The 17,535-nt window shown below is 74.8% G+C and carries 17 protein-coding genes; 12 read left to right on the top strand and 5 right to left on the bottom strand.

The annotated features are described in order from the left end of the window. Nucleotides 1-71 precede the first annotated feature (71 nt). Nucleotides 72-1,184 (top strand): alpha/beta hydrolase, encoded by a 1,113-nt coding sequence (locus ACIQD7_RS28360; RefSeq protein WP_402445264.1) that lies wholly within the window; start codon nt 72-74, stop codon nt 1,182-1,184. Between the two features lie 18 nt (nt 1,185-1,202). Here ACIQD7_RS28360 and ACIQD7_RS28355 read toward each other — a convergent pair whose 3' ends face one another. After that, nucleotides 1,203-2,168, bottom strand: coding sequence for an ABC transporter ATP-binding protein (locus ACIQD7_RS28355; protein WP_121832397.1), 966 nt, complete (start codon nt 2,166-2,168; stop codon nt 1,203-1,205). A 143-nt stretch (nt 2,169-2,311) separates the two neighbouring features. Here ACIQD7_RS28355 and ACIQD7_RS28350 point away from each other — a divergent pair, with 143 nt between their 5' ends. From ACIQD7_RS28350 to ACIQD7_RS28330, 5 genes are all read left to right on the top strand, one after another. Further along, nucleotides 2,312-2,998, top strand: a complete 687-nt coding sequence (locus ACIQD7_RS28350; RefSeq protein ID WP_121832398.1) for an ABC transporter permease — start codon at nt 2,312-2,314, stop codon at nt 2,996-2,998. Nucleotide 2,999: 1 nt separating this feature from the next. Next, nucleotides 3,000-3,689: an ABC transporter permease gene (locus tag ACIQD7_RS28345; protein ID WP_121832399.1), complete on the top strand. Its 690-nt coding sequence runs from the start codon at nt 3,000-3,002 to the stop codon at nt 3,687-3,689. Between the two features lie 13 nt (nt 3,690-3,702). After that, nucleotides 3,703-4,701: an ABC transporter substrate-binding protein gene (locus ACIQD7_RS28340; protein WP_202527562.1), complete on the top strand. Its 999-nt coding sequence runs from the start codon at nt 3,703-3,705 to the stop codon at nt 4,699-4,701. 130 nt (nt 4,702-4,831) lie between these two features. Continuing rightward, entirely contained in the window at nt 4,832-5,881 is a 1,050-nt protein-coding gene (locus ACIQD7_RS28335; protein ID WP_402445261.1) for a hypothetical protein, read from the top strand. Further along, complete coding sequence (locus ACIQD7_RS28330; RefSeq protein ID WP_402445259.1) at nt 5,878-6,369, top strand: GNAT family N-acetyltransferase; 492 nt, start codon at nt 5,878-5,880, stop codon at nt 6,367-6,369. The genes ACIQD7_RS28335 and ACIQD7_RS28330 overlap by 4 nt, the downstream gene beginning before the upstream one ends. Nucleotides 6,370-6,429: 60 nt before the next feature. Here the strand turns inward: ACIQD7_RS28330 and ACIQD7_RS28325 are convergent, their stop codons facing one another. Then, nucleotides 6,430-7,572, bottom strand: a complete 1,143-nt coding sequence (locus ACIQD7_RS28325) for an NADH-quinone oxidoreductase subunit D (protein ID WP_161373587.1) — start codon at nt 7,570-7,572, stop codon at nt 6,430-6,432. Between the two features lie 31 nt (nt 7,573-7,603). Then, complete coding sequence (locus ACIQD7_RS28320) at nt 7,604-8,620, bottom strand: SAM-dependent methyltransferase (RefSeq protein ID WP_402445258.1); 1,017 nt, start codon at nt 8,618-8,620, stop codon at nt 7,604-7,606. A 96-nt stretch (nt 8,621-8,716) separates the two neighbouring features. Between ACIQD7_RS28320 and ACIQD7_RS28315 the strand changes: the two genes are divergently transcribed. Beyond that, on the top strand, nt 8,717-9,919 hold the full coding sequence (locus tag ACIQD7_RS28315; RefSeq protein WP_402445256.1) for a sensor histidine kinase: 1,203 nt from the start codon (nt 8,717-8,719) through the stop codon (nt 9,917-9,919). 22 nt (nt 9,920-9,941) lie between these two features. Beyond that, entirely contained in the window at nt 9,942-10,619 is a 678-nt protein-coding gene (locus ACIQD7_RS28310) for a response regulator transcription factor (RefSeq protein ID WP_121833502.1), read from the top strand. 81 nt (nt 10,620-10,700) lie between these two features. Here the strand turns inward: ACIQD7_RS28310 and ACIQD7_RS28305 are convergent, their stop codons facing one another. Beyond that, nucleotides 10,701-11,783, bottom strand: a complete 1,083-nt coding sequence (locus ACIQD7_RS28305) for a DUF5937 family protein (RefSeq protein WP_402445447.1) — start codon at nt 11,781-11,783, stop codon at nt 10,701-10,703. A gap of 153 nt (nt 11,784-11,936) precedes the next feature. On the opposite strand from ACIQD7_RS28305, the gene ACIQD7_RS28300 reads away from it, so the two are divergent. After that, entirely contained in the window at nt 11,937-12,155 is a 219-nt protein-coding gene (locus ACIQD7_RS28300; protein ID WP_402445254.1) for a hypothetical protein, read from the top strand. 8 nt (nt 12,156-12,163) lie between these two features. Here the strand turns inward: ACIQD7_RS28300 and ACIQD7_RS28295 are convergent, their stop codons facing one another. After that, on the bottom strand, nt 12,164-13,429 hold the full coding sequence (locus ACIQD7_RS28295; protein WP_402445252.1) for a threonine aldolase family protein: 1,266 nt from the start codon (nt 13,427-13,429) through the stop codon (nt 12,164-12,166). Nucleotides 13,430-13,553: 124 nt separating this feature from the next. On the opposite strand from ACIQD7_RS28295, the gene ACIQD7_RS28290 reads away from it, so the two are divergent. The 3 genes from ACIQD7_RS28290 to ACIQD7_RS28280 are packed head-to-tail and all read left to right on the top strand — an operon-like array spanning nt 13,554 to nt 17,508. Then, nucleotides 13,554-14,528 (top strand): Rossmann-like and DUF2520 domain-containing protein, encoded by a 975-nt coding sequence (locus ACIQD7_RS28290; protein ID WP_121833498.1) that lies wholly within the window; start codon nt 13,554-13,556, stop codon nt 14,526-14,528. Beyond that, complete coding sequence (gene panC / locus ACIQD7_RS28285) at nt 14,525-15,829, top strand: pantoate--beta-alanine ligase (protein ID WP_402445251.1); 1,305 nt, start codon at nt 14,525-14,527, stop codon at nt 15,827-15,829. The genes ACIQD7_RS28290 and panC overlap by 4 nt, the downstream gene beginning before the upstream one ends. After that, nucleotides 15,826-17,508, top strand: a complete 1,683-nt coding sequence (locus ACIQD7_RS28280) for an L-aspartate oxidase (protein ID WP_402445250.1) — start codon at nt 15,826-15,828, stop codon at nt 17,506-17,508. Before panC ends, ACIQD7_RS28280 begins: the two co-directional genes overlap by 4 nt. Nucleotides 17,509-17,535: the final 27 nt, after the last annotated feature.

The following is a 17,535-nucleotide window of genomic DNA, read 5'->3' as shown; positions in this document are numbered from 1 at the left end:
TAGGACGGCGCCGTACGGGGCCGGGTTCATCGGTTCACAGGAAATTCTCGGAAAGAAGGCTCGGTCGACTCATGGGTCTCACCAGTACCAAGGTCCTCGTGCTGGCGGTCATGGTGGCCGTGGTGCTGTTCCTGGCCACGGTCCTGCTGTGGCCGCGGCTCGCGCGCGGCGGGTGGCGGTCGGTCACGGGCCGGGTGGGTCTGCTGCTCGTGACCCAGGTGACGCTCTTCGCGGCGGTGGGCCTGGCGGCGAACCGGTCGTTCCTCTTCTACGGCTCGTGGGCCGATCTGTTCGGCCAGGAGCAGGACATGGGCGTGGTGGTCGACCACACGGCCGGTTCGAAGGACGTGCGGGTGGTGGGGACGCGGGCGATGGACGTGCCGGGCGGCGGGCGTCCGGAGGTCGGCGGGCAGATCCAGAAGGTCGTGGTGGCGGGGGAGCGGTCGGGGATCGTCTCGCCGGCCTACGTGTACCTGCCGCCGGAGTACTTCCAGGAGCGGTACGCGAAGCGGACGTTCCCGGCGTCGGTGGTGCTCACGGGGTATCCGGGGACGGCGGAGAACCTGATCAAGGGCCTGAAGTACCCGAGGACGGCGTACGAGCAGGCGGAGCGGGGCCGGATGCAGCCGATGATCCTGGTGATGCTGCGTCCGACGGTGGCGCCGCCCAGGGACACCGAGTGCGTGGACGTGCCGGGGGGCCCGCAGACGGAGACCTTCTTCGCGCGGGACCTGCCGAAGGCGGTCTCGGAGACGTACCGGGTGGGGACGGAGCCGCGGAACTGGGGCTTCATGGGGAACTCGACGGGGGCGTACTGCGCGCTGAAGATCGCGCTGCACCATCCGGACCGGTTCGCGGCGGGGGCGGGCTTCTCGGCGTACTACCGGGCGGCGGAGGACGTGACGACCGGTGACCTGTTCCGGGGGGACGACCGGCTGCGCAAGCGGGCCGACCTGCTGTGGAGCCTGGACCACCTGCCGCAGGGGAAGTCGTCGTTCCTGGTGACGTCGTCGCTGAAGGGCGAGGACAACCTGAAGGGGACGCGGGAGTTCGTCCGGAAGGTGAAGAGCCCGGCGGACGTCTCGTCGATCGTCCTGGAGAGCGGCGGCCACAACTTCAACACGTGGAACCGGGAGATCCCGCCGGGGCTCGTGTGGATGGGCGGGAAGCTCAGCGCGGACTGATCCCGGGGGCGCCGGCGGTCACGCGGCCGAGGCCCGGCGCAGGGCGCGGTGGACGCCGGCCGGGGTGAGGACGCCGAGGGGGCTGCCGTCGGCGCCGGTGACGGTGAGGCGTCCGGTGTCGTGCTGGAGGAGCACGGCGAGCGCCTCCTTGAGGGAGGTGCCGAGGGGTACGGGGGCGGGGTCGCCGTTTCCGGGCGCTCCGGCCGGCACGGGGTCGAGGTCGGCCTCGGTGACGGGGGTGACGGCGAGCCGCTTGAGGCCGCGGTCGCTGCCGACGAAGTCCGCGACGTACGGGGTGGCGGGGGAGCCGAGGACGGTGGCGGGGGTGTCGAACTGCTCGATGCGGCCCTGTCCGTAGACGGCCATGCGGTCGCCCATGCGGACGGCCTCCTCGATGTCGTGGGTGACGAGGAGGACGGTCTTGCGGACGGTGGCCTGGAGGGCGAGGAACTCGTTCTGGAGGCGTTCGCGGACGACGGGGTCGACGGCGCCGAAGGGCTCGTCCATGAGGAGGACGGGCGGGTCGGCGGCGAGGGCGCGGGCGACGCCGACGCGCTGGCGCTGGCCGCCGGAGAGCTGGGCGGGGTAGCGGGAGCCGTACGTGGCCGGGTCGAGGCCGACGAGGTCGAGGAGTTCGGCGGCCCGCGCGCGTGCCGCCGCTTTCTTCCAGCCCAGGAGGGAGGGGACGGTCGCGGTGTTGTCGAGGACGGTGCGGTGGGGGAAGAGGCCGACCTGCTGGATGACGTAGCCGATCTTGCGGCGCAGGGCGACCGGGTCGACGCCGGCGATGTCCTCGCCGTCGACGAGGACGCGGCCGGAGGTCGGTTCGACGAGCCGGTTCACCATCATCATCGTGGTCGTCTTGCCGCAGCCGGACGGGCCGACCAGGGTGACGAGTTCGCCCTCGGCGACCTCGAAGGAGAGGTCGTCCACGGCGGTGGTGCCGTCGTCGTACCGCTTGGTCACGTGCTCGAACCGGATCATGGTTCCCCATTCTGGCCCCTGGGCGGCGGGGGTGTGTGAAGGGCGTGTTGCCGCATTGTGGCGGATCTCGGGGATTGTCGGTGGCGGGGGTTAGGGTCGTCCACACATGCGTTCGGGTAGGTGGAGGCCCGGGGGGAGGGACGATGAGCGCGCCGAACTGTCTGGTCACGAACGACTGGATCTGCGGGGAGTACCTCCGCACCCGCCGCGAGGAGTTGACGGAGGCGCTGCTCCAGCATGTGGGAATCACGGTCGCCTCGGTGCTGATCGCGCTCGTCGTCGCGGTGCCGCTGGCGCTGCTCGTCCGGGCCAGGCCCCGGTTCGCCGGGCCGGTCCTCGGGCTGACCACGCTGCTCTACACGGTCCCGTCGCTGGCGATGTTCTCGCTGCTGCTGCCGTTCTTCGGGCTCTCGGCGGCGCTCGTGGTGACCGGTCTGGTGCTGTACGCCCTGACGATCCTCGTGCGGAACGCGCTGGCGGGGCTCGCCGCGGTCCCGGCCGAGACGCGGGAGGCGGCCCGGGGCATGGGGTACGGCTCGCTGCGGCTGCTGTGGGCGGTCGAACTGCCCCTGGCGCTGCCGGTCCTGATGGCGGGCGTGCGGATGGCGACGGTGTCCACGATCGCGCTGACGACGATCGGTTCGGTCGTCGGGCGCGGCGGCCTGGGGAACCTCATCGAGGACGCCCTGCCGACCTTCTTCAAGGCGCAGGTGCTCGCCGCCTCGGTGCTGTGCGTGCTGCTCGCCGTCGTCGCCGACCTGCTGCTCCTGGGCCTCCAGCGGCTCCTGACGCCCTGGGCCCGCATACGGACCGCGCCGGGGGGTGGGTGAGGTGGGGGTCGTGACGGACGCCTGGGGCTGGCTCACCACCGGCGCGCACTGGGCGGGGGACGGGGGGATAGGGCAGCGGCTCGCCGAGCACGTGTACGTGAGCGGGCTCGCGCTCCTGATCGCCGCGGCGCTCGCGCTGCCGCTGGGCCTGTGGCTGGGTCACCTGGGCCGGGGCGGGACGCTCGCGGTGAACGTGTCGAACGTGGGGCGGGCGGTCCCCGTCTTCGCGGTCCTCGCCCTCTTCATGGTGTCGCCCCTGCGGAACGCCGGATACGTGCCGACCGTGGTGGCCCTGGTGCTCTTCGCGATGCCCCCGCTCCTCACCAACGCGTACGTGGGGGTGCGGGAGGTGGACCGGGCCGCGGTGCGGGCCGCGCGGGGCATGGGGATGACGGGCGGGCAGGTCTTCCTGCGGGTGGAACTGCCGCTGGCCCGGCCGGTGGTGATGACCGGCGTCCGCTCGGCCGCGGTGCAGGTGGTCGCCACGGCCACGGTCGCGGCGATGGTCGGCCAGGGCGGTCTCGGCCGGATCATCACGGCCGGGTTCGCCACGTACGACACGGGGCAGGTGGTGGCGGGCGCGGTGCTCGTGGCCCTGCTCGCCCTCCTGGTGGAGGGCGTGCTCGCCGGTGCCGACCGGCTCCTGTCGGGGCCGGGGCACGCGCGCGTGCCGAAGAACAGAACGATCTGACGAAGCCGAGTGGATGGGTGATCTCGTGAACAGGGTCTCGCGTATAGCGGGCGCGCTGCTGGGTACGGCGGCGCTGACCGCCGCCCTCGCGGCGTGCGGCGGTGACAGCCTGGAGGACGGCAGGAAGAGCGGCTCCGGGAGCTCCGGCGGTTCGGGCGGTGGGTCGAAGGGCTCGCTGGTGGTCGGCGCGGCCGCCTTCACCGAGGCCAAGGTCCTCGCCGAGCTGTACGCCCAGTCGCTGCGGGACGCCGGATACGCGGTCTCGATCACCACGGTGAAGAATCGCGAGCTGTACGAGCCCTCCCTGGAGAAGGGCGAGATCGACGTCGTCCCGGAATACGCGGCGACGATCGCGGAATTCCTCAACGCGAAGGCGAACGGGCCGAAGGCGCCCGAGGAGAAGCCGGTCGCCTCGGGCGACGCGGCGGCCACCGTCGAGGCGCTGCGGAAGCTCGCCGAGCCGCGCGGTCTGAAGGTCCTCGCGGTCGGAGAGGCGGTCGACCAGAACGCCTTCGCGGTGTCGAAGGAATTCGCCGAGAAGAACAAGCTGAAGACGCTTTCCGATCTCGGCGCCTCCAAGATCAAGGTGAAGATCGCCGCCGGTGACGAATGCGCGGTGCGCCCCTTCTGCGCCCCCGGTCTGAAGAAGACGTACGGGATTGACGTGGCCGGGATCGACCCCAAGGGCGTCGGCACCCCGCAGGCCAAGCAGGCCGTCAAGGACGGGGTGGACCAGCTGGTCCTGACGACCACCACGGACGCCACGATCGAGAACTACGGGCTCGTCTTCCTCGCCGACGACAAGAAGCTCCAGAACGCCGACAACGTTCTGCCCGTGGTCAACGCCAAGGACGCGGGTTCTCCCGAGATCGCCGCCGCCCTGGACAAGATCACCAAGGTGCTCACCACAGCGGATCTCGCCGAACTCAACCGCAAGGTGGACGCCGAGCGGGCGAAGCCGGAGGACGTCGCCAAGGACTATCTGACGGCGAAGGGGCTGCTCAAGAAGTAGGCGCGGGGCGGGGGGAGTCGGCCCGAAACGGAACCGGAACGGTCGATATCCACTTCCGGTGGCGAGAAGTGGCCAAGAGATTGCCGGGCCGACCCCCCACATGGCGCCTACGCACGGTAAATTTCAGGCCATGCCACGTGGACGCCACCGCCATTCCCCGCCTCTGCACAAGCTGCTGCCGCCCTCCGCGGTCGCCGGCGCCGCGGTCGTGTGCGCCGCGGCCGCCTGGCTGCCCGGAGACCTGGTGGTCGTACGGCTGCTGACCGCCGCCGCGGCGGCCGCGGCCGTCACCGGCGCCGTCCTCATGCGCAGTTGGGACCGGAGCGCCGGCCTGCGCGTCGCCGAGACCGAGCGGGCGCGCGCCGCCGACCAGTGGAAGGCCGAGGAACGCCTCGCCGAACTGGAGTCCGACCTCGACGAGTCCCGCGCGCTGCGCGCCCGGCTCGACGCCAAGCTCCGCGCCAAGCGCGTGGAGCTCGCCGGGCTGCGCGGCGAGCACGCCGACCTGCTCCGCCGCTACGCCACCGCCGAGACCGAGCGGGCCAGCGCCCTGGAGGGCCGCCGCGTCCTCGCCCTGGAGAGCGCGGGCCACGGCGACGCCAAGGCCCTCCCGGCCGCCGGCTCCACGCCCACCCCCGAGGCCTTCCGCCGCGCCGCCCAGGCCCTGCGCGACCTCCCGCGCAACGCCGCCGCCCAGCAGGCCCGCCGCACCGCCGAGGCCGCCCGCGCCCGCGACCTGGCCGAGCGCGCCCGGGAGACGGAGGAACCGCAGGGGAAGCACGCGGCGGTCGCCGGGACCGAGCAGCACACCCGGCCGGCCGCCCCCGCCCTCGCGCTCCCGGCGGCCCCCGCCCCCGTGGCGATCGCGGCCGCCATCGTCCCGTACGCCTCCCGCAGGCCCGTCCCGCGCCCCGAGGGCGGCTTCGACTTCTTCGGCACGCAGAAGACGGCCGACGCCATCGAGGCCGTGCAGAACACCGACCTCGCCGACGTCGTGGGCGAGGAGGTCCTGGCCGCCGAGACCGAGCGGACCGGCGCCCCCGCCCTCACCCCGGTCACCGGCCCCGCCGTCGGCACCCCCGTGCCGCCGCGGACGATCGGCCAGGTCATCGACCTGACCGCGCACGACGAGACGGAACAGCTCGACCTGGCGGAGCTGCGCGGGGCCGTGAACTCGTGACGCGCCGCCTCGCCGACTTCCCCGCCGGTGAGGTCGCCCGCCGCCGGGACGAACTGCTCGCCCTGTGCGCCCAGGCCTTCTGCGGCGCCCCCTGGCACGAACCGCCGCTCGGCGCCGTACGGACCGTGGAGCGGCTGCTCGGCTCGGCGGCCGGGCGGCCCGACTTCCGGGCCGTCGCCGCGTTCGGCCCGGACGGCGAGCTGCTTGGCTTCACGGCCGGCTGGACCGACACCGTCCTGACCGGCCGGGAGCCCGCCTTCGAACTCGCCGAACTCGTCGTCGCCCCCGCCCACCAGGGCCTCGGCACCGGCCGCGCCCTCCACGACGCGATCCTCGCGGCCGCCGCCCCGGGCCCGCGGCTCCTGATGACCCTCGACGTACCGGAACTGACGAAGCGGTACGAGCACTGGGGCTGGACCGTCGCCGACCGGCGCACGCCCGGCACGTCGGGACGCGTGTACGCGGTGATGCGCCGCGAGGACGGATAGCGGCGGGCCCTACCCGTCGACACGGATAGCGGCGGGTCCTGCTTATCCCCTCCTTGTCTCCTACTTGTCGATGTCGCCGACGACGAAGAAGAGCGAGCCCAGGATCGCCACCATGTCGGCCACCAGCGTCCCCGGCAGCAGCTCGGCGAGCGCCTGGATGTTGTTGAAGGAGGCCGAGCGCAGCTTCAGCCGGTACGGGGTCTTCTCGCCCTTCGACACCAGGTAGTAGCCGTTGACGCCGAGCGGATTCTCGGTCCACGCGTACGTGTGGCCCTCCGGCGCCTTGAGCACCTTGGGCAGCCGCTGGTTGACCGGCCCCGGCGGCAGCTCCTCCATCCGGTCCAGGCAGGCGTCCGCCAGGTCCAGGGAGTTGTGCGTCTGCTCCAGGAGGCACTCGAACCGGGCCAGGCAGTCGCCCTCCTCCCGCACCGCCACCCGCAGGACGTCCGCCAGCTCCCCGTACGCGAGGTACGGCTCGTCGCGGCGCAGGTCGAAGTCGACGCCCGAGGCGCGGGCGATCGGCCCCGACACCCCGTACGCGTGGACCGCCTCCCGCGACAGGACCCCGATCCCGCGCGTGCGGCCCCGGAAGATCTCGTTGCCGAGGACGAGCCGGTCGTACACGTCCATCCGCGACCGCACGTCCGCGACGGCCTGCCGCGCCCGGCCCGTCCACCCGGCCGGCAGGTCCTCCTTGAGGCCGCCGACCCGGTTGAACATGTAGTGCATCCGGCCGCCGGACGCCTCCTCCATCACCGCCTGGAGCTCCTCGCGCTCCCGGAAGGCGTGGAAGACCGGGGTGATCCCGCCCAGTTCGAGGGGGTACGAGCCGAGGAACATGAGGTGGTTGAGGACCCGGTTCAGCTCGGCGAGGAGCGTACGGGTCCACACCGCGCGCTCCGGGACCTCCATGCCCAGCATCCGCTCGACGGCCATCACCACGCCCAGCTCGCTGGAGAAGGCGGACAGCCAGTCGTGGCGGTTGGCCAGCATGACGATCTGCCGGTAGTCCCGCGCCTCGAAGAGCTTCTCGGCCCCCCGGTGCATGTAGCCGACCACCGGCTCGGCCGACCGGATCACCTCGCCGTCCAGGACGAGCCGGAGCCGGAGCACGCCGTGGGTCGAGGGGTGCTGCGGCCCGATGTTCAGCACCATGTCGGTGCTCTCCGCCGCGCCGCCGATTCCGACCGTCGTCTCCGTCATGCGGCCAGTATCTCCCGTACGGGGCCCGCCCCTAGGGCCCCTCCTCCTGGGGAACCCGCCGGGTCAGCCACAGGAAGTCCCCGAGGCCGCCCCGGGCGGTCAGCTCGGCGGCCTCGCCGGCCGAGGAGAGGGCCCGGACGTATCCGGCGGGATCGGTCGAGGCGAGCGCGAGCGGCGGCCGCTCCCCGGTCACCCCGAGCCGCCGCAGCGCCTCCCGCTGCGTGACCAGCTCCACGCCCGCCGCTCCGGGGGACGCGCCTCCGGAGGGCACCCCTCCGACGGCCGCCGCGCACGCGTCGAGCGCCACGTGGGACGTCAGGTCGCGGGAGCCGTCCGGGACCGGCGGGACCTCGCGGCCCGCGCGGAAGCCGGTCAGGGAGCCGAAGGGCGGCCGGGAGCCCCGTACGTGCGCGTAGTCCACGGCCACCGCGCGGCCCGCCGCCAGGGACGCCACCGCCGACGCCCAGGCCTCGTCGCGGGGCCGCCCGATCTCGGCCCGCGTCCCGGGCTCCCGCAGCGGCCACCAGCGCTCCAGCCACTCCGCGTCCGCGCCGGAGACGGGCCCGCCGAGCCGTTCCGCGCCGTCCCGGGACACCTCCACGTACCGGACCGTGCCCGCCGCGTCCGCCTCGGCCACGTCCACCGGCACGTCGTCCAGCCACTCGTTCGCGAAGAGCAGCCCCCGCGCCCCGCGCGGCGGCCGGTCCGTCCACACCACCCGGGGGTCGAGCCCGTCCGGGCGGGCGGCGCGCTCGACCCCGTACGCCCGTACCGAGAGCCCGCTCCCGGCGGTCGCCGCGAGCACCCCCGCGAGCAGCTCCCCGCGCCCCGCGCCCACGTCCACGAAGTCGACCCGGTCCGTCCCCAGCTCCTCCGCGACCTCGCCGAGGAGCCGCGCCACGGCCCCCGCGAAGAGCGGGGAGGCGTGCACCGAGGTGCGGAAGTGCCCGGCGGGTCCCTCGGGCCGCAGGAAGAAGCCCCCCGGGCCGTACAGCGCCCGTTCCGTGGCCTCCCGCCACCCCTGCCACCGCCGCGTCTCGTCCGTCACGTGCCCCAGTCTCCACCTCGGGGAGTACGGTCTCCGACGCAAGGATCGCCCCCGCGGTTGATCCCTGAACCTTTCCCCTTCCCTACGCTGGGTGACGTGCAGCGCCTCTACGACTTCCTCCGCAGACACCCGACGGGCGTCGACACCTTCTGGGCCGTCGTCCTCTTCGGGTTCTCCCTGCTGTGGGTGGCGAGTTCCGTGACGACGTCCGGCCATCCCGTCGCGTACGTGATCGTCGCCGCGCTCTTCTCGCTGGTCGTGGCCCTGCGCCGGCGGGCCCCCGAGAAGATGCTGCTGCTCTCGGTCGCCCTCGGCGTCGCCCAGCTGGCGCTCGACCTGATGCCGTTCCTGGCCGACTTCGCCATGTTCGTGATCGTCTACACGGTCGCGGTGCACGACGGACCGCGCTGGGCGTCCCGGCTCGCCCTCGCCGGCGGACTGAGCGCCGCCACGCTCTCCCAGCTCAGATGGCCGGTGGAGGAGCCCTCCTCCGGCACCGCCCGGGTCTTCTTCACGATCATCATGACCGTGCCGTTCGCCCTCGCCTGGGTCCTCGGCGACTCCCTGCGCACCCGCCGCGCCTACTTCGCGCAGCTGGAGGAGCGGGCCTCCCGCCTGGAGCAGGAGCGCGAGGCCCAGGCCAAGGTCGCGGTCGCCGCCGAGCGGGCCCGGATCGCCCGCGAGCTGCACGACGTCGTCGCGCACAACGTGTCCGTGATGGTGGTCCAGGCCGACGGCGCCGCCTACGTCATGGACTCCTCCCCGGAGACCGCGAAGCAGGCCCTGGAGACCATCTCCGGCACCGGCCGGCAGGCGCTCGCCGAGATGCGCAGGCTCCTCGGCATCCTGCGCACCGGGGAGCACCAGGAGGCCGGGGAGTACGTGCCGCAGCCCGACGTGGGCCAGATCGAGGACCTCGTCGAGCAGGTCAGGGGCGCCGGACTCACCGTCGACTTCGCGATCGAGGGGAGCCCCCGCCCGCTGCCCAGCGGCGTCGAGCTCACCGCGTACCGGATCGTGCAGGAGGCCCTCACCAACACCCGCAAGCACGGCGGGCCGGACGCGGGCGCCAGCGTCCGCCTGGTCTACTTCGACGACGGCCTCGGGCTGCTCGTCGAGGACGACGGCCGGGGGGCGCCGCAGGAGATGTACGAGGACGGGGGAGCCGACGGGCGGGGTCACGGCCTGATCGGCATGAGGGAGCGGGTCGGCATGGTCGGCGGCACCCTGGACGCGGGCCCGCGTCCGGGCGGAGGCTTCCGGATCAGCGCCCTGCTCCCCCTCAAACCCGCCCACTGACGACCCGTAAGGAATCCCCCTCATGTCCATCCGCGTGATGCTCGTCGACGACCAGGTGCTGCTGCGCACCGGTTTCCGCATGGTGCTGGCCGCCCAGCCGGACATGGAGGTCGTGGCCGAGGCGGGCGACGGCGCCGAGGCCCTGGAGGTGCTGCGGTCCACGGAGGTCGACGTCGTCCTGATGGACGTGCGGATGCCGCGCCTCGACGGGGTGGAGGCGACCCGGCGGATCTGCGCGCAGCCGGACCCGCCGAAGGTCCTGATCCTGACCACCTTCGACCTCGACGAGTACGCGTTCTCCGGCCTGAAGGCGGGGGCGAGCGGCTTCATGCTGAAGGACGTGCCGCCGGGAGAGCTCCTCGGCGCGATCCGCTCGGTGCACAGCGGGGACGCCGTGGTGGCGCCCTCCACCACCCGCCGCCTCCTCGACCGCTTCTCGCCGCTGCTGCCGTCCACCGGCAAGGAGCCCGAGCGCAAGGAACTGGGGCGCCTGACGGACCGGGAGCGGGAGGTCATGATGCTGGTCGCGCAGGGCCTGTCGAACGGCGAGATCGCCGCCCGGCTCGTCCTCTCCGAGGCCACGGTGAAGACGCACGTGGGCCGCATCCTGACCAAGCTGGGCCTGCGCGACCGGGTCCAGGTCGTGGTCCTCGCGTACGAGTCGGGGCTGGTGCGGGCCGGGGGCGGCGGGGCGGCGTAACAGGGCCCCTCCCGGGCTGGGGTGCCGTTTTTCGGATAGCGCCGCTCGCTGTCCCGGCGTCCTTTTGGACAGCGCCGCTCGCTATCGCAGCACCGACTCCAGGAAGTCGCTGCCGAGGCGGGCGGTGACGGCCACGTCGAGCTGGTGCAGGACGTACCGGCCGCGCCGCTGGGTGGTGACCAGGCCGGCCTTCTTCATGACCGCGAGGTGGCGGGAGACCTCGGGCGGGGTGATGCCGTACGCGTCGGCCAGCTCGCTCGTCGTGTACGCGCCCCGGGCCAGGCTGCGGCAGAGCCGCATCCGCATCGGGTGGGCGACCGCCTCCAGGCGCAGCTTGACCGCCTCCACGGGGGCGCCGCCGCCGAGGTCGCGGGTCGGCACGGGGTACTGGACCACCGGCTGCCAGCCGGGCGCGTGCAGCGCGAAGAGGTGCGGCCAGCCGAAGGCGGTCGGCAGGAACGTCACGCCGGTGCCCGCGGCGTCGGTGCGGCCCTGGACCAGCTTGTCGACGACGATCCGGGAGCCGTGTTCGTCCTCCTCCAGGGCCATCGCGGAGGAGGCGTCGGCGACGGCCTCGGCCAGGCCCCGGTGACGCATCAGCTCGGTCTTGTGGCGGGCGTCGGCGGCGAGCTGGACCCGGACGCGGCGCCAGGTGTCGGCGAAGAACGCCTCGTCGCAGTCCTCCAGGAGCCGCCGGACCCACGCGCGCGTGCCGGGCGGGTCCGCGAGCATCCGCTCCACGAAGGCGGCCTGGCGCGGGCCGCGCGCGGCGGCCAGGTCGAGGGCGCGGCGGCGCATCCGATCGTCCACGAGCGGGGACGGGGCGCCGTGCGTGTAGTGGCTGGCGCAGGAGATCTCCAGGGCCGCGCCCACGTACTTCTCGTCGTCCATCCGGTCGAGGTCGTCCAGCTCCTCGGCCAGGGTCTCGCGGGGGCGGGCGGGCAGCAGGACGTCGGACCGGGTGGAGCGCCACATGAAGTCGGCCTCGTGGAGCCGGTCCGCGAGCTCCGGCTTCAGCGCGGCGGCCGTGGTGGTGGTCCAGGCGTGCAGCCGGGCGTGGTGCGCGGGCTCGGCCAGGGCGTGCAGGGCGGCGCCCAGCTCGGCCAGGGGCGAGGGGCAGAAGGAGATCCGCTCGTGCGGCAGTCCGGTGATGTCGATGGTCACGCTCACCCGACCATGGTGCGGGGTGGGGCGGGGGCGGTGTCGCGCCGATTGACGGGAGCCGTCAACCGACGCCCGCGGACGGGCCGGGCCGCCGTTTGACGAGCCCCGTCAAACGGCGGGCCGGGGCGCCGGGGAGCGGCGCACGGTGGGGGCATGAACGCGCTGCACCAGTACCTCTTCGACACCTACCGATCCGCCGCGATCGGCGAGCCGCCGCCCCCGGCGCCCGGCACCCACGACGTCGCCGTCCTGCGGGCGGTCCGCGACCGGCGCCGCTTCGAACGGGTCCTCGCGGGGCGCCCGGCCGGGGGCGCCCTCCGCGGGGCCCTGCGCCGCCTGGGGCGCTCCGGGAGTCGCCGCCCGGCGTGCTGAGGCGCCCGTCAGACCCCGGTCCCGGGCGGCCGCGACGAGGCGCCCGGCAGCCGCGACAGGAAGTCCCGTGCCGCCTCCCGTACGTCCTCCGCCGTCCACTCCAGGCCCGGCCCCGCCACCGTCAGCTCGGTCAGGGCGACGCCCGGCGGACCGCCCCGGCCCGGGGCGGACCAGCGGCGGAAGAGGACGGTGCCGGTGGCCTCCGTCTGGGCGAGGGCCGCGGCCGTCAGGACCTCGGGGTCGTACGGCAGCCAGACCTGGAACTGGTGGGTGTGCGGGACCTCGGGGTGGACCCGGAACCAGCCCGTGCCCGCCTCCGCGAACGCCTCCCGGAGCGCGCCGGCCACCACGCGCGCGTGGGCCGTGTACGCGGGCAGCCGGGGCAGCTCGACGTCCAGGCCCCGGAGCGCGGAGAGCGCCGCCGGGTACTGCTGGAAGACCCGGCCTCCGTACCGGTGCCGCCAGATCCGGGCCTCCTCCACGACGTCCTCGGGCCCGGCGAGCGCGGCCCCCGACTGACCGCCGAGGGACTTGTAGAACGACACGTAGACGCTGTCGGCGAGCCCCGCGATCTCCGCGAGCCCCCGGCCGAGGTGCGTCGCGCACTCCCACAGGCGCGCCCCGTCGAAGTGGACGACGGCGTCCCGCTCCCGGGCCGCCTCCACCACCTCCACCAGCTCCTCCCAGGAGGGCAGCACGAAACCGGCGTCCCGCAGCGGCAGCTCCAGCATCAGCGTCCCGAACGGCTCCGGGTGGTCCCGCACCTCCTCGGCGGTCGGCAGCCGGGGCGCGTCGGTGGGGTGCGTGGTCCGGAGTCCGGAGACGGCCCCGAGCGCCCCGCCCTCGTGGACCTCCGGGTGGGCGAGCGGGTGGAGGGCGACGACGGGGCTGCCGGTGCGCCCGGCCCAGCAGCGCAGCGCCACCTGCTGGGCCATGGTGCCGGTCGGGAAGAAGACGGCGGCGGGCAGGCCCAGCTCCCCGGCGACCCGCCGCTCCAGGGTCTCCACCGGGCCGTCGCCGTACGCGTCGGGCACCGCCCCGCCGTGACCGGCGGCCTCCGCCCACCCGGCCAACTCGCGCAGCCGCTCCCCGACCGTGCCGTCCGCGGCGGAGCGCCACAGCTTCCGCCGGGCACCGCCCCAGACCTCCGCCCGGCGGAGCCGGGCCGCCTCCTCGTCGGCGAAGCCGGCGGGAAGGGTCGTGCCACGGGCCGCGTCACGAGTCGCGTCACGGGCCGGGGCACGGGTCGCGTCACCGGTTTCCACAGGTTCCATGGATCGATCATCACACCGTCGCCCCCACCCTGTGGACAGCCGCGGACGGGCCCCGCCCCTGGCGTAGCATGACCAGAAATCGTCCGGTACCCGCCGAGGACTGGAACGGAAGGCCGTCCCCACCGTGAACGCACCAGCAGCGCCAGAGCCCCGCGCCGAGGACCGACCCGCCCGGCTCACCGTCGGAGTCGTCGGCGCCGGCCGGGTGGGCCCCGCCCTCGCCGCCTCCCTCCGGCTCGCCGGACACCGCCCCGTCGCCGTCTCGGCGGTCTCCGACGCCTCGCGCCGCCGCGCCGCCGCGCTCCTGCCGGACGTGCCGGTCGTGGAGCCCGCGCGCGTCCTCGCCCTCGCGGACCTGGTCCTGCTCACCGTCCCGGACGACGCCCTGCCCGGCCTGGTCGAGGGCCTCGCGGACACCGGGGCCGTACGGCCGGGGCAGCTGATCGCGCACACCTCCGGGCGGTACGGGGCGCGGGTCCTCGACCCCGCCCGCCGGGCCGGTGCCCTGCCGCTCGCCCTGCACCCCGCCATGACCTTCACCGGCACCGCCGTCGACGTGCAGCGGCTCGCCGGATGCTCCTTCGGGGTGACCGCGCCCGAGGAGCTGCGGCTCGCCGCCGAGGCTCTGGTGATCGAGATGGGCGGCGAGCCCGAGTGGATCGCCGAGGAGGCCCGCCCGCTCTACCACGCGGCCCTCGCCCTCGGCGCGAATCACCTGGTCACCCTGGTGGCCCAGTCGATGGAGCTGCTCCACAAGGCCGGGGTCGCCGCCCCCGACCGGATGCTCGGCCCCCTCCTGGGCGCCGCCCTCGACAACGCCCTGCGGTCCGGGGACGCGGCCCTGACCGGCCCGGTCGCGCGCGGGGACGCCGGAACGGTCGCCGCCCACGTGGCCGAGCTGCGCAAGCACGCGCCCGGTACCGTCACCGGTTACCTGGCGATGGCCCGGACGACCGCCGACCGGGCGCTCGCGCACGGCCTGCTCAAGCCCGAGCTGGCCGAGGACCTGCTGGGGGTGCTCGCCGAGACCCCGTCGGCCGCGCCCGGCACGACCGGCACCACCGGATCCGCCGACGGGCCGCAAGGAGACGACCGATGAGCCTGCCCGCCCGCGAGCCCGCCTCCACCCGGGAACGTCCCTCGGCCACCGACCGGAGCCCCGACCAGGACCCCGGTCAGGCCTTTGGCCAGGACTCCGGTCAGGCCCTCGGCCAGGCCCTTGGCCAGGACCCCGGCCGGACCCGCGCCCCGGCTCCCGGCCAAGACCCCGCCCAGGCCCCCGACCGGCACCCCGGTCAGGTCTCCGGCCGCGACCCCGCCCGCGTCGGCTCCGGCCGGCCCGTCCGTCACGAGCCCGCCGCGCTGGTCCCCACCGCCCGGGACCTCCGGGACGCCGTCGCGCGGCACGGCGCGCCCGGGCGCAACGCCGTCGTCATGACCATGGGCGCGCTCCACGAGGGCCACGCCACCCTGATCCGCGCCGCACGCGCCCGCGTGGGGGCGGACGGCTTCGTCGTCGTCACCGTCTTCGTCAACCCGCTCCAGTTCGGCGCGGGCGAGGACCTCGACCGCTACCCGCGCACCCTGGACGCCGACCTGGAGCTGGCCTTCGACGCGGGCGCGAGCGTCGTCTTCGCGCCCTCCGCGGACGAGGTCTATCCGGGCGGCGAGCCGCAGGTCCGGATCACCGCGGGTCCCATGGGCGAGCGGCTCGAAGGCGCCTCCCGGCCCGGCCACTTCGACGGCATGTTGACCGTCGTCGCCAAGCTGCTCCACCTCACCGCCCCCGACCTGGCCCTCTTCGGCCAGAAGGACGCCCAGCAGCTGGCCCTGATCCGGCGCATGGTCCGGGACCTGAACTTCCCGGTCGAGGTCGTCGGCGTGGAGACCGTCCGCGAGGACGACGGCCTGGCCCTCTCCAGCCGCAACCGCTACCTGTCGGCCGGGGAGCGTCGCACCGCCCTGGCCCTGTCCCGCGCGCTGTTCGCCGGCCGGGAGCGGCTCGCCGCCCAGGAGGCGCTGCGCGCGCGTGCCGACGCCCTGCCGAACGGACGGGACCGGGCCGAGAACCGGGCCGAGGCGCTCTCCCGACTCGGCGAGGCCCGGGCCGCCGCCGACGCCCACGCGGTCGCGCAGGCCGCCGAGTGCGGCGGCCCCGGAGCCGTGCGCGCCGCCGCCCGCGCGATCCTGGAGGAGGCGGCCGGGGCGGAGCCGCCGCTCACCCTGGACTACCTGGCCCTGGTGGACCCGGCCGACTTCACCGAGGTCGCCGACGACCACGACGGCGACGCGGTCCTCGCCGTCGCCGCGCGCGTGGGGACCACGCGCCTCATCGACAACATCCCCCTGAGCTTCGGGCCCCCGAGCCCCGAAACCCCGACCCTCGGAGCCACCAAGTGACCGGAATACGGCTGCACGCCCCCGCACCGGGCTGGGCCATCGACGCCGACGTCGTGGTGGTCGGCTCCGGTGTCGCCGGCCTCACCGCCGCCCTGCGCTGCACCGCCGCCGGGCTCCGTACGGTCGTGGTCACCAAGGCCCGGCTCGACGACGGCTCCACCCGCTGGGCCCAGGGCGGCATCGCCGCCGCGCTCGGCGAGGGCGACACCCCCGAGCAGCACCTCGACGACACCCTCGTCGCGGGCGCCGGGCTCTGCGACGAGCGGGCCGTGCGGACCCTCGTCACCGAGGGCCCCGACGCCGTCCGCCGGCTCATCGAGACCGGCGCCGACTTCGACAAGACCTCCGAGGGCGAGATCGCGCTGACCCGCGAGGGCGGCCACCACCGGCGCCGGATCGCCCACGCGGGCGGCGACGCGACCGGCGCCGAGATCTCCCGCGCCCTGGTCGAGGCGATACGCGACCGGGGCGTGCGGACGATCGAGCACGCCCTCGTCCTGGACCTCCTCACGGACGCCGAGGGACGTACGGCGGGCGTGACCCTGCACGTCATGGGCGAGGGCCGGCACGACGGCGTCGGCGCGGTCCACGCGCCCGCGGTGGTCCTCGCCACCGGCGGCATGGGCCAGGTCTTCTCGGCCACCACCAACCCGGCGGTCTCCACCGGCGACGGCGTGGCGCTCGCGCTGCGCGCCGGGGCCGAGGTCTCCGACCTGGAGTTCGTCCAGTTCCACCCGACCGTGCTCTTCCTCGGCGCGGGCGCCGAGGGCCAGCAGCCGCTGGTCTCCGAGGCGGTACGGGGCGAGGGCGCGCACCTGGTCGACGCGGACGGGGTCCGCTTCATGCTCGGGCAGCACGAGCTGGCCGAGCTGGCGCCCCGGGACGTCGTCGCCAAGGCGATCACGCGCCGGATGCAGGAGCACGGCACCGAGCACATGTACCTCGACGCCCGGCACTTCGGGGCGGAGATGTGGGAGCGGCGCTTCCCGACGATCCTGGCCGCCTGCCGCGCCCACGGCATCGACCCGGTCACCGAGCCGATCCCGGTGGCCCCGGCCGCCCACTACGCCTCCGGCGGCGTCCGCACCGACCTGCGGGGCCGGACCACCGTCCCCGGCCTGTACGCGTGCGGGGAGGTGGCCTGCACGGGCGTCCACGGCGCCAACCGGCTCGCCTCGAACTCGCTCCTGGAGGGCCTGGTCTTCGCCGAGCGGATCGTGGAGGACATCGTGGCGGCGGCCCCGCGCGCGGCGGGCGCCCCGGTGCCGCACCCGGCCCCGGTGACCCTGCCGCTGCCCGGGACGGACGCCCGGACCCGCATCCAGCGGATCATGACGAACGGCGCCGGAGTGCTGCGCTCGGAGGCCAGCCTGCGGGAGGCCGCCGACGCCCTCGACGCGCTGCACGAGGAGGCCGTGGCGGGCGGCACCGACGACAGCAAGGCCGCCGAGCCGGGCGTGGACTCCTGGGAGACCACCAACCTGCTGTGCGTCGCCCGGGTCCTGGTCGCCGCCGCCCGCCGCCGCGAGGAGACCCGCGGCTGCCACTGGCGCGAGGACCGCCCGGAGCGCGACGACGCGCACTGGCGCCGGCACCTCGTCGTACGCCTGACGCCGGAGCGGGCGCTGGACGTCCGGACGACCGCCACGCACGACCTGCCCCCCACCGTCACCGCCTGACCCTTCCCCACCGCCGATGCCCCCAGG

It is taken from the genome of Streptomyces sp. NPDC093071 (assembly GCF_044754545.1).
Taxonomy (GTDB): domain Bacteria; phylum Actinomycetota; class Actinomycetes; order Streptomycetales; family Streptomycetaceae; genus Streptomyces.
This window is presented reverse-complemented; position numbering and strand designations above follow the sequence as displayed.